Source organism: Mucilaginibacter sp. PAMC 26640 (genome assembly GCA_001596135.1).
In the GTDB taxonomy this organism is placed as follows: Bacteria; Bacteroidota; Bacteroidia; order Sphingobacteriales; family Sphingobacteriaceae; genus Mucilaginibacter.
On record CP014773.1, the window covers coordinates 28,985 to 41,001 of the forward strand.

The following is a 12,017-nucleotide window of genomic DNA, read 5'->3' on the forward strand; positions in this document are numbered from 1 at the left end:
TTATGGCGTTAATTTTAGTCCAAGTGAACATGTCTTAGGGGTTGGGAATGCCGAGAGCGATGATCCGACCAACAAGTCCGGATCAAGCCCGTGACGATTAGCGCGCCAGAGGATGCCGACATTATTGAAGTAAGCGTATATCTGTATATGACGAAACGGAAGCTGTTTGAATGTTGCTTTGCCCCAATCATATCCAAGAGTGATATCTTGAAGCCGGATGTGGTCGCCTTTTTCGATCAGGGCTGAAGTAAAAGAATAAAACGCATCGCGGTTGTTGTTATAGGGTGGTAATTGTAGCGAAGGGATATCGGTTTTAAGCTCATCTCCGGGCTTTTGCCACCTGCTTAGATAATCGGTATGGCCTGACCAGGGTAATCCAGCCGAGGAGTAAGAATTCCGCCTGAAATAATAATCGAGCTTGTAGACGATATTCGCGGAGATCGAAAAGCCCTTGTAGAAAAACGTATTTCTGAAGCTGCCAAAATATTGCGGTCTTGACGAACCTTTGTAATCCATTTGCTCTATGCCTGTTTCCCCAAGGATTCTGGAATAGTCACTGCTAACTGACCCATCCGGTAAAAACCCTCTCGGTTCTCCGTTCAGTGGATCCAGCCCAGCCCACTTATAACTATATAGTGCAAAGAGATTTTTGCCTTCCAGTGGATAAATACTGCTGGCGTTACTTAAACTGATGTAGTTGCTACTGGTAAGTGTAGTGCTGTAGTGTGTGACGATATCTGTTGCATGGCTGAATAACAAATTGGTAGTCCAGTTAAATTTCACGCCTTTGATGTTATGTGTATTGATAACCAGGTCAAATCCCTTTCCCTTGATGTCAGCCGTATTACCGAAGAAAGAGCTGATCCCGGTGGATGGTGCCAGTGGCGAGTACCCGAAAAGATCGTTGCCCTTTTTAAAATAATATTCAAAGCTGCCGGTCACAACATTGCCTAAAAAGCCAAAATCCCCGCCCAGGTTGATCATCCGTATCCGCTCCCAGCGGAGTTCAGGATTCCCGGGATTAACTATTCTTGAATACGGAATAGCGGAATACCCGTTTAGGATCGGGTCGAATTGACGGATCGTTGTAACGGCTGTTGCGCCTGTGTTAATATTTCCGTTGTAACCGAATGTTGCTCGGAGTTTCAGATAAGGCAACCAGTTTATTTTATAGAAAGGCTCCTGACCGGCATTCCATGCCAAACCAGCGGAATATAAGGGCACCCCTTTTTGATTCGTGTTGACGCCGAACAAATTGGACTTGTCGATCCGTGTGCTGCCGGTAGCGATATACCTGTTTTTAAAAATATACGATGCATTCGCGTAATAGGAAACAAAACGGTCCGTCTGCTTTCCGAAGCCAATAGAATTAGGTATGCGGTCAGCATTGCCATTCATCAGTGTGTAAAAAGTGGTATAATCAACGTTGCCATTACTGCTGACATTGTTTTTATCGTATCCATATACGGTGTACGCGTTACTTTCAGTTACCGTGCTGCTGATCTCCGACCCTATAATGGCATTAACCTCGTGGTCTTTACCGAACTTGTTTTGATAGTCTAATTGTCCGCGAATTCTATTCGAGTTCAGGTATGAATTGGCCGATTGAAGTATTCCGCCGACCGGTATGGGATAAGTTACCAGTCCGTTAGATCCCATTTGCGCATAATTGTTGATCAGATTTCTGGCATAATAGCTGTCGACATTGTTGTTTATTGTACTTGCCGTCTCCGAGCGTTGGTATTGATAAGTGACTTGGGCGGTGATTCCTAGCGGCAAATTATACTTTAAACCAAGGTTAACGCGGTTATCTGTTTGCCTGCCGTTATTATCGTTGTTATGCAACTCGTTAATTGGACGGTAGTTCCAGTCAAGCAGTTTACCCTTTCCCACAGTGTCTGTATAGGATGCCGGGAAGTTTTTAACGATAGGCAGGGCATTCCCGTTTTGATCTGCTAAGACGGCGTAAGGATAGGTCTTGATATTGCCGCCTGTTCTGATATCATCTACCGGGCTATTCGTCGCTGAATTGGATTGAATATAGTTGATCCCCGCAGATATCTGGAGATCAGGGATAGGATAAAAATTGTATTTGGCACTGATCGTGGCCCGGTCGTTCTTATTACCGACCCGGTTTGCGATCGAACGGTCATACCCAAGTCCGAGGAAATATTCACTCTTATCTCCGCCTCCTTTCAGGTTCAGCGCATACTGCTGGGCTACGGAACTCCTGTAAAAATAACGGGACAGGTCTCTGCGCACATCGTTATTCTGAAGTTTGTCCAATTCGTTATTCAGGCTTGCTTGACTGATTTTACCTGCACGTTGATCTGCCAATAATTGAACCACAGAGGAAATTGCCGTATGGGTCGGACTGATAAGTGCCGCGTCGTAAAACCCCAGCCCGAATGACTGCCTTTCAAGTGAGATAAATTCGTCAGATGGGAGGAAATTGGGGTTGTAATTCAGGTCGGGTTTAGTGCTGACCGTAATATTGGCATTCAGGTCAATGCTCAATGCCTGGTTGCGCCGGCCCTTCTTGGTCGTAATGACAATCACGCCGTTCCCTGACCGGACTCCCCAGATTGAAGCGGCGGCGGCATCTTTCAGTACCGTTACGTTGTCAACGATATTAGGATTAATATTGGCAATGTCCCCGTCATATGGAAAACCATCGACCACGATCAAAGGCTGGTTGCCTGCGAAGAGCGTGCTGGTGCCCCGGATACTGATATCAGCTGATCCGTTGGCTGAATTAACGGTGTTCCTGTTGAAGACCAACCCGGGAACAACCCCTTCCAACCGGCTCAGTACATCAGCGCCGGTGCGGCGGTTGTAAAGTTGGTTGTCTATTTGAGCAAAAGAACCTGTAGCCCGCTCTTTAGGTAATGTCTGATAGCCGGTCGAAATAACATTGACCTCATTTAATTGGGACTGGACTGCATGGAGAACATAGTTTTGTTGATGATTGCCCAGGACTTGAAGGGTTAATTTTGAATAGCCGATAAATGATATCGTAACTTCATCTCCGGCAATAGCATCTATAGTAAATTTTCCATCCCGGTCACTCAGCGTTGTCTTATTGGTTCCTTTAACAGTAATGGTCGCTCCAGGCAAAGGTGTGCCTAAAGTGTCTGTCACCCGACCGGTTATTGTATCAGAAACAGGGAAAGATGGCGAACGCTTTCCCTGAGGGGTATTCTGCCTCTGGGAGATAACAACAATTTTATCTTGTATCACAAAGGTTAGAGGCTGTGTGGCAAAGATCTTAGCCAGTGCTGGTGTAAGTTCTTCGTTTTGGATCGTTATGGTCACCAACCTGGCACTCTTAAGGTTGTTGGTCGAAATAATAAAATCATAGCCGGTCTGATTACTTATCTTTTCAAATATTTTATTGAGGGGCGTATTCTTTTCAGATAGCGTAATCTTCTGTGCTAATGTCCTGGCACTTACCTGGAGCATACACAGGACGACAAGGAATGTTGTCAGCTTCATGATCAACAGGATATTAGGGGCACAGCCGGGCGGCTGCACCAATTTTTTAGGGTAAAAATTGTACATTTGGTGGAGCATGGTTGATGCGTCGCGCCTGTTCATTTTCCAAGATGCGAGGGGCGCTTCGCGGTTCGTTAATAATTTAATATGATGATGTAGCCAGCTTAAAGCCAGGTCGCCGACTCGAATCGGTTCCCTGGCTTTGTAATTAACTAACTGATCTGAAAAGCTCTACTTCATTACCGTGATCCTCCTTCCTTCCATTTTAAAATGAACGGCTCTGGTTGCTTCCAGGGCGTTGAGCACCTGGCTTAGGTTTTTATACCGGGATATTCTGCCATTCAGGCTATCATAAGAAACATTTGGTGCGTACTGCACATCGATATCGTACCAGCGGGAAAGCTGCCGCATGATACGCTGGATACTTTGGTCGCTAAAGTGAAATGAGCCTTTTGTCCAGGCCAGCTCATCATCAACATTGATAATGGCCCGGGTTAGCTCGTCTTGTTGTAGTATTGATTGTTGACCCGGTGAAAGGAGTTGTGACTTTCCGTTAGTGGCAAGCACCTTAACGCGACCTTCTGCCAAGGTGGTTTTGATCGATGGTTCGTCGGGGTAGGCATTGATATTGAAGTGGGTGCCTAATACCTCGACTGATTGTTGGCCGGTTTTAACGATGAATGGATGTGATCTGTCTTTAGCTATTTCAAAATAAGCCTCACCGGTTAATTGTACAATGCGGTCCTTTTGGTTCTGAAAGCTGACCGGGTAACTTAACGACGAAGCAGCGTTTAGCCAAACGTTGCTGCCATCCGGTAACGATATCTGCCATTGGCCGCCTCTTGGTGTGGATATATTGTTTGTTGCAATCGCATCACTTGCTGCAGCGTTGGCAATTGACTTGTAGGTTAACTGACCGCTGGCTGTTTTATAGATATGGATGCCGGCTTGTAGGGCGATCTGACCGTTTGTGACTGTGTTCAGGTTGATCTTGTGACCGTTGGCGAGCGTAAGCACCGCGTTGTTCCCACCGGGCAGTATATCGGAAGTAACGGCGATTTTTTCTTTTTTTTCCGACGGGAGAATGAATTTTACCGTAACGGTAATGAGCATGCCGATGATCCCGGCAGCTACAGGGAGTTTCGCACCGATCTTTATAAATGAAGTATGATTGCCAGGCAGCTCTCTGAACAATCTTTGCTCTATTGCTTTAATTCTTTTCGGTGAGATATCCATCTCGTGTTCATTGAATTCCAAATACCAGGCTTCAAGTAATGCTTTTTCTTCTTCGGTGCATTTGCCTTCGTGGTGTTTTTTGAACAGGTTTTGTAATTCTTCCTTTTTCATGTTTAAGATTGAGGATGAGCAATTTTAATACATGACGGTTGACGATCGTTCAACAATAAGAGGATGGTGAAAAATTTTTGCTTTTATTAATTGTTTAGGTTTGGTAGCCCAGAAACCTTAAAAAGCTGCATGATTTAAGGTGAGGGCAATTTTTCAGTTGTCCTTTAAGGCAGGTTATAGGGCTTTCCTTAAAAAACGTCTTTTTTAAGGTTAACTATTTATGGCTAAACCATTTTAAGGCAAGAACGCCATATCACCTTAAAAATACCGTCATTTTGAGGTGAGATTAATAGCTATTTTATATATTTGTATATGGCTTATCAAATTAACCCTGATCGTAATACGCCCTGGAATACTTTACCCAACCTCCCGGTTGAACCTGCGCTTTATCAGTCTGTCGTGGTCTATGAGCAACTCGGCAATGCTAAAGCTGCATTAGGGAGGTTACAAGGGCGTAGTATCGTCATCCCCAACCAGGGACTTTTGGTCAACTCGATCAGCCTGCAGGAAGCGAAAGCTTCCAGTGCCATTGAGAATATTTTTACGACCGATGATGAACTTTACAAAGCGTATAGTCAGGATCAGGCACAACAGGTAAACGGCCCTGCGAAAGAGATCCTGAATTACCGGGAAGCCCTGTGGAAAGGTTATGAGCATCTACAGGAAAGTGGGCAGTTCGATGAGACTTACTTTGTTAAAACTTACCGGGCAGTTACTCAGTTTGGTGACGGAATCAGGCCACCTGTCGCACAGATCTATATTAAAGAGGGCGGCACCGGTCCGAACGCCGGGAGGGCTTTCTACACGCCGCCCAGGGGGCCGGGCATCGTAGAAGCTAAAATGGCCAACCTGATCGGTTTTTTGAACGATGATAAGCAGTATCCTTTGGATCCCTTACTGAAAATGGCCATAGGGCATTTCCAGTTTGAAGCTATCCATCCTTTCCGGGATGGGAATGGCCGTACCGGTCGGATCTTCAACATTCACTATTTGACCAATAAAGGCTTACTTGATTTTCCCATACTCTTTTTAAGCCGCTACATCCTGGAGCATAAAGAGGACTATTATGCTGGCCTGTCAGGCATCACGCAACGAGGCAGTTGGGAAAACTGGTTGTTGTTCATGTTAAAAACGGTAGAAGTTACCGCTAATCTGACTTATAATAAGATCAATGATATCATTGGCGCAAAAGATGCGATCCTAAAATATATCGTTTCCGATACGGATATCACCAGGCCGGAACTGTTGGTTAACGCGCTGTTCACGCAGCCCTTTACACGGGTCAAACATATAGAAGGTACCTACGCGGAAAATACCGCCCGAAAATACCTGGATCGATTGGCAGAACTGAATATACTCGAAAAAAGAATGATCTCCGGAAGCGCGTATTACCTAAACCTGGAGCTTTATCGGATCCTGTCTGAATAAAGAAAGTGTCAGATGGATCAAAGTTTAACCGTGCTTACCATCTTATATTGGTCAAGGCAAAAAGAAAGGCAATGATGCCCAGTTTTGTCCTTAAGATGCGTAGCGCATTGCTGATCTGTGTGGTGACATTATTTTCGGACGTACTTAACTTTTCGGCGATTTCTTTATGGGTTAAATGCTCTTTCCGGCTCATTTCAAAGATCTGCTTCATTTTGTTTGGTAAGGCCTGGATCGATTTTTCGATATAGGCGTTCATTTCCTTTTCCCTGATCAGATGGTCAGCCGGGACGCTTTGATGTGTGCGCTCGTAATCCTTCAACGAATCCAGGTGTTTCGTCTTTACCTGCTCATGGGCGAACAGGTCGAAGATCTTATTTCTTACCGCAGTGAATAGGTAGCCGGCCAGGTTGGTGTCGGGTAAATTATACTCCCTGTTGAACCAAAGCGTGGCAAACACTTCTTGCACAATGTCTTTCGCTTGATCTTCGTCACGGAGCTTTTTATAGGCGTGGGTGTAGGTCAGGTAAAAGTAACGGTGGTAGATTTCGTTGTAAGCGGAATGATCCGATTGTTTTAGCAGTTGGATGAGTTCGTTGTCGGAAAGGGTTTTGTACTCCTGCATTAGCCCGCTTCGTTTCGTTGTCAAAACGAGCCTTTGGACGTTCGAGGCCGATGAAAATAAGGCCGGAACCCACCTGTCATGTTGCGTGGCTCTGGTAAGCCAACCTCTTTCAAGGCACCCACATGACATAAGCGAGCTCCGGCCCTATTAGTATAGGGAACGGAGACAACACTTACCATCGCGGGTTAATTTACCAGATTTCGCAGCGAGGCTCGTAAGCAGTCCTTTTTTTATATCGAACTGCAAAAATAATTTAAAATCTAACGATTCAGGCTAAGTTAAAAAACTTACCCCACATGTGGGGTATTGTTTGAGATTTTTTTATATTCTTTTAAGGTTGATGTCGGAGAACGTAAAATTATCAACCATAGAACAGCACGTAATTGATTTTGTTACCGAATTGCGTATCAAACGTCAACTTACTCAAGCTGATATAGCCGTAATTATAGGTGCTGGTAGGTCTTTTGTAAATAAAGTAGAAGACAAAAAAGAGCGTGCAAAATATAATCTAAACCATATCGACAAGTTAGCTGACCATTTTGGTTTGTCGCCGAGGGACTTCCTTCCGGAAAAAGCTAATGCATATTTATAATTTATTGGGGCGCTGCCTTCTGCCCAGGCTTTTGCTGCAAGTCCTCGCTGCCGCTGTGGGCTTTTCACACAATCCTTAACGCGTGATATTGTAGAAATTAAATGGTAAAATTATTAAAATCGAGGCTCACCAAAGCAATCGTGGAAAGTAGAAGAAATGAAGTTTAATTTTCTTCCGTGCTACTATAGATAATGTTCAGTTATCCTTTATTGACCTGATCTAGCTATGTTTAATGTCAGAATAAGCACTCCACTTTTCGCCAAACTTTGCGAGCCTGGGAGATCGATATTATATTTGGAGATAACTTCCCCGAAAGAAATAAAAGGTTGGTCGAGTGCCTGTTGCAAATGCTTTTTCAGCCAGGTCTCCCGCTTGATAAATAAAGGGTGGTTCACCGCCAGGACGATCGGATTATCACTCATGTTTAACAGGCCGGTTATCAAAACGATTTAATAATAAACCTTTTTCTTTCGTAAATATACCAAAGTCGATCTGGTCGGGTATCCAGGTCGGGTCATTATAGATCGGCCGTACAAAGTAAAATACTCCCTCATTACGCTGTAGATACCTTTCCATCCACCGGAACAACTTCCCCTGGGCCGAAAGCCCCCGGTTTAGCTCCTTTAACTGTGGGTACAAATTCTGGTCGATCTGCCCGTCGTTGCAATGCGCAATAAAATGGCCCTTATCATACCCCACATATTCCGGCTGGTCCTTAAATGCCCCCAGGAATTGCCGCATCCGCTTATGGTCACGTTCTTTCGTACCTGCCGCCGACCGGCCATAAACAAACAACACCCGCGCCGCCCGGGAATAAATATCCGTACTCTCATAATCCTCCTTACAATCGAAAAACAACGTGTACAACCGCCGCGCCGCATCATTAAAATGCCGCATCATTAAAATGCCGCACCTCCGCATCCGCAAACTCCTCCTCATAAGCCGCCGTCAACGCATAACCAAGCTCCTTCTCCAAAAAAGCCACGCAACTCTCATAATCCCTATCCGGGATATCCCCGAACAATTTATAGTAAGCGATCATGATATAAAATTATCGTACAGGTCCCAGACCGAGGCACCGGTCACCACTTCTTTCATCTGCGCCATAATGACCTGTTCGCCATTGCAACGCAGGTTGATCATACCGTATTTGATCTTGTCGGCTTTGATATCGGTCGAGCGGGCGAGTTCAGTCGAGAATACCAGCGGCCGGTTTGATTTTGTATATTTTCCGGCGCAGCCGATCGCATCAGCCCGAGGATGTGAATAGGATTCATTATCGCCTGATGAAATGACCGTCGCGTGAGGGTTGACCTTGGCCATATATTCGACTGTAAATTCAGAGGCACCGTGATGGCAGGATTTGGCAATATCTACTTCGAAGGGATTGGTTTGTCCGTAATGTTCCAATAAATGCGTTTCGGCCTGGCTATTCAGGTCTCCGCCGAAAAGTATGGTGCGGATACCATAAGTAAGTTTCAGCACGATGCTATGTCCATTAATGGTATGTGCGTCATCATCAAGGTATTTATAGCGTTTGGCCCCTTCCGTTGTCACAGGCCCTAGAAAATCCAGCCTAAGTGTTTTTCCGGCGATGTCCTGAGTCACGGTTTCTGTAAGGTAATCGGCGCGTTTAAAGTTTTGCAAACGGCCCTGCTGTCGCGCATTAGTTGCCGCGAATGCGAATTTCTCTACCAGGTCCAGCATCCCACCCTTGGTTTTCAGCGCGTTCAGGTCGTCCACACTATCAAAAGAAGTCGTCAGATAGCCATTTTCCGTATGACCCAGTTCGGTATCATAATCCGCCGGAAAATTGGCCTTAGCGTCATTGAATTTAGCGATGCCATTATGAAGGATCGTGCCGAATGTGTAATGATCATCATTAATAATATCGATTAGCCCCGCATAATGGTCCTTATCAAAATGGCTGATCACCACATAGTCAAAATGCACCTTTTCATTCCGGCCGAAATAGTATTTATACTGCCACTTACTTAAGTAATTAGCCAGGTTATCATCCGGACCGCCGTCGATCAGCATTTTGAAATTGTTGCCTACCTCGATCAGCGCGCCGTCACCTTGTCCCACATCCACAAAAAAGATCTTCAGCCCCGGTTCATCCCCGATATCCGAACTTTTGATCCAGCCAGTCGTTCCAAAAGCCGTTACTTCCCGCCACAAGCCGTTCGTTTGCCCCGTCAGCGCGACATAAGAACCCATCAGGATCGTATTATTCTTGCTTTTACCCGCGCCATGCGCATCAATATTTTTGTAAGTATTTGCCGAAAGACTGGTGACGATTTTGTAAATAGTCATAATGAAAGATTTAAATATCAGGGTTTAGTGGTTGGTTTCCGGGTTTTAGGAGCAGGTATGACTGGGTCCAGTTCCAGATTACTGACTCCTTTTAAGGCAAGAAGATCACTGCCGCTTACCGTTGTTTTGACCATATCAATTTTGTTGCCCCTGTCGTCGACAAAGTACAGCTTGAATTTTTTTGCTTGTAAATTGGCAATAACCGGTTGCTCTAACTGGTCTTTGAGCCATTGCAGGAACAATTCAGGATTATCATCGCTGAATACTTCCAGGATGCGCCTTACCGGCGAGGCAATATAAAGGTAAGCAGGCCGGCCATTCATCTGTGCTTTAATCTGGTAAGCTGTTTTGGCAAATTCGTTGTGATCCAGTTTGAAAGTATAAGAATTGTCCTTTTTGAAATAGTAATAAGTAATATGATCATCGTATTCCAGGGCGTTATTTCCGCTTTTGCCTGATTCATTCCCAACGGCGCGAAGCTCACCCTCAAAGCCAACTATAAAAGAGATGTTCTTCGCCAGCGCTCGATCTACATAAGTAACTATCCGTTGACTATTGCCTAGCTTTCCGGCTGCCACAGGTTGGTTATCTCCATTATACAAACCGCTGAAATAAGAAATTTCTGCATTGGTCACCAAATTAGATGAGTCGTCGGGGTTACCGAATTTTAGATTTGCCGTTACAAATACGTTTTGGCTAATGTCGCTGATCGGCCGGGAGCGTTGGCTGACGGTGAGTTGATCGGGGCCAACTGCAAAGCCAAGCATCATGCGCTTGCCTTTGATTGCTGTGGCTTCTTTAAGCATTTGCTCATTGGCGTAAGCGGCTTCTAAACCTGCCGTCACTTTGGCCTCTGCGCTTGCGTTGGTTTCGTTTGTCCCCTGACGGGTTGACTGGTTACCCCCGGTCGTTCCGTTAACCGACGTTTGATTTCCCGCAGCATCAAAGGCGCCCGCCGATTGATTATTACCGGAATTATTGGTGTCCGTTGTGTTATTCGTGTTTTTAGTGCTTGCGCCGCTGCCCAGCGCACCAGTGATGTTGCCCTTGACGTTAAAATTCACATTCTGTGTTCTTTCCAGACTGCCCATATCCAGTTCTTCAAATTCATTCTGCAATTTGTCGATCGTATAAAAGTAAGCGTAGGAACCTTTGTTGATATTGAGTGTGGTGTTCAGGAATTCCAGCCGTGTATCCGGATGGGCATAGATTTTATCCCGGAAGTAGTGTTTAATGTTCGCGAATTCAAAAACGATCTTGTATTCATCGAATTTGGTCGGCCTTGGTGCTTCCGGCTTTTTCTCTTCCACGGCTAAGGGTAATTGCAAAGCTTCGACGAGTTCTTTCGGGGTCGTGGTTCGTTTAGCCATTGCCTTCAGATAAATGTGCTTCAGCGAATCCGGCCAGTCCACAAAAGTCTTCGCGGGGGGAGGGCTTTCTTTGGCCGGGTTCAGTGGCCTGGGATCGACCCTTACTTCCAGTGGCGCCTCCTTCGCGGTTGTATGTTCATAAACTCCCTCGTGGGTATTCGTGATCACCGGCTTGACACCGCCGCACCCGGTCAGCAGCGCTGCAACGACGGCGCTGGTTAATAATAAAGTCTTTTTCATATTAAATCAATCTGAATTCGTCATAATTTTGAGTGGCACCCTGAGCGAAACAGCGAGCGCTGAACCGGCCGAGAAACCGGCCGTTACAATTAACGTTTAACGGCTGTCCATTACAACTGATCGGGCCTCCATTAACCGCGAAATACCTATCCTGCGGGTCCAATTGGAAAGCCTGTCCTGGTGCCGGAGCAGATCCTGAAGCAAGTAAAACGACGCGGTTCCCCGGCGCAAGACCGGCCAGCGGCGTAGCCAGTATTTCATTTAGATCGTTTTGCAAGGACGCGAGTATGGTTTGATTACCTGATTTTAAGCCTAAAGTAAGCTGACCCTGCGGATCATGACTAAGTTTAACCAGGCTTTTCTTGTTGGTGGCAGGATCCACATGGAAAAATTGCCCCTTAGGCACAGCTCCCATATCCTTTTGATAGGCTAAATAAGCCTTGCGGAGTTTTGTATTCATGATGTAGGGTTAAGGTGAACGGGCGTTAAGTTAATGATTATTAATTATTTAATTACAAAAATGGCAGCCTTTTTTTAACAGAACCTGACAAACACGGGCCATCGTACGCGAACATGACTTTGAACAAGCTCCAATATGCGGAAAAGG

At 45.5% G+C, this 12,017-nt stretch carries 10 protein-coding genes; 2 read left to right on the forward strand and 8 right to left on the reverse strand.

What is annotated here, in order from left to right; all coding sequences use genetic code 11:
* Both A0256_00150 and A0256_00155 read right to left on the reverse strand, forming a co-directional pair.
* On the reverse strand, nt 1–3,597 hold the full coding sequence (locus A0256_00150) for a hypothetical protein (GenBank protein ID AMR29935.1): 3,597 nt from the start codon (nt 3,595–3,597) through the stop codon (nt 1–3).
* A gap of 129 nt (nt 3,598–3,726) precedes the next feature.
* Nucleotides 3,727–4,842: a hypothetical protein gene (locus A0256_00155; GenBank protein ID AMR29936.1), complete on the reverse strand. Its 1,116-nt coding sequence runs from the start codon at nt 4,840–4,842 to the stop codon at nt 3,727–3,729.
* 312 nt (nt 4,843–5,154) lie between these two features.
* Here A0256_00155 and A0256_00160 point away from each other — a divergent pair, with 312 nt between their 5' ends.
* Entirely contained in the window at nt 5,155–6,270 is a 1,116-nt protein-coding gene (locus A0256_00160) for a cell filamentation protein Fic (protein AMR29937.1), read from the forward strand.
* Nucleotides 6,271–6,304: 34 nt separating this feature from the next.
* Here A0256_00160 and A0256_00165 read toward each other — a convergent pair whose 3' ends face one another.
* A complete protein-coding gene (locus A0256_00165; GenBank protein AMR29938.1) occupies nt 6,305–6,892 on the reverse strand; it encodes a hypothetical protein in 588 nt (195 codons plus the stop codon).
* A gap of 340 nt (nt 6,893–7,232) precedes the next feature.
* Here A0256_00165 and A0256_00170 point away from each other — a divergent pair, with 340 nt between their 5' ends.
* Nucleotides 7,233–7,484, forward strand: coding sequence for a hypothetical protein (locus A0256_00170; protein ID AMR29939.1), 252 nt, complete (start codon nt 7,233–7,235; stop codon nt 7,482–7,484).
* 206 nt (nt 7,485–7,690) lie between these two features.
* On the opposite strand, the gene A0256_00175 is transcribed toward A0256_00170, so the two are convergent.
* The 5 genes from A0256_00175 to A0256_00195 form a co-directional block, all read right to left on the reverse strand.
* Nucleotides 7,691–7,906, reverse strand: coding sequence for a hypothetical protein (locus A0256_00175; protein ID AMR29940.1), 216 nt, complete (start codon nt 7,904–7,906; stop codon nt 7,691–7,693).
* Nucleotides 7,899–8,381 (reverse strand): hypothetical protein, encoded by a 483-nt coding sequence (locus A0256_00180; protein ID AMR29941.1) that lies wholly within the window; start codon nt 8,379–8,381, stop codon nt 7,899–7,901. Before A0256_00180 ends, A0256_00175 begins: the two co-directional genes overlap by 8 nt.
* A 141-nt stretch (nt 8,382–8,522) precedes the next feature.
* Entirely contained in the window at nt 8,523–9,800 is a 1,278-nt protein-coding gene (locus A0256_00185; GenBank protein AMR29942.1) for a hypothetical protein, read from the reverse strand.
* A 17-nt stretch (nt 9,801–9,817) separates the two neighbouring features.
* On the reverse strand, nt 9,818–11,410 hold the full coding sequence (locus A0256_00190) for a hypothetical protein (protein ID AMR29943.1): 1,593 nt from the start codon (nt 11,408–11,410) through the stop codon (nt 9,818–9,820).
* 1 nt (nt 11,411) lies between these two features.
* Nucleotides 11,412–11,870, reverse strand: a complete 459-nt coding sequence (locus A0256_00195) for a hypothetical protein (protein ID AMR29944.1) — start codon at nt 11,868–11,870, stop codon at nt 11,412–11,414.
* Nucleotides 11,871–12,017: the final 147 nt, after the last annotated feature.

Coding starts and splice junctions, on each gene's coding strand:
- A0256_00150 (AMR29935.1), bottom strand. CDS start 3,597: ATGAACAGGCGCGACGCATCAACCATGCTCCACCAAATGTACAATTTT.
- A0256_00155 (AMR29936.1), bottom strand. CDS start 4,842: ATGAAAAAGGAAGAATTACAAAACCTGTTCAAAAAACACCACGAAGGC.
- A0256_00160 (AMR29937.1), top strand. CDS start 5,155: ATGGCTTATCAAATTAACCCTGATCGTAATACGCCCTGGAATACTTTA.
- A0256_00165 (AMR29938.1), bottom strand. CDS start 6,892: ATGCAGGAGTACAAAACCCTTTCCGACAACGAACTCATCCAACTGCTA.
- A0256_00170 (AMR29939.1), top strand. CDS start 7,233: ATGTCGGAGAACGTAAAATTATCAACCATAGAACAGCACGTAATTGAT.
- A0256_00175 (AMR29940.1), bottom strand. CDS start 7,906: ATGAGTGATAATCCGATCGTCCTGGCGGTGAACCACCCTTTATTTATC.
- A0256_00180 (AMR29941.1), bottom strand. CDS start 8,381: ATGCGGCATTTTAATGATGCGGCGCGGCGGTTGTACACGTTGTTTTTC.
- A0256_00185 (AMR29942.1), bottom strand. CDS start 9,800: ATGACTATTTACAAAATCGTCACCAGTCTTTCGGCAAATACTTACAAA.
- A0256_00190 (AMR29943.1), bottom strand. CDS start 11,410: ATGAAAAAGACTTTATTATTAACCAGCGCCGTCGTTGCAGCGCTGCTG.
- A0256_00195 (AMR29944.1), bottom strand. CDS start 11,870: ATGAATACAAAACTCCGCAAGGCTTATTTAGCCTATCAAAAGGATATG.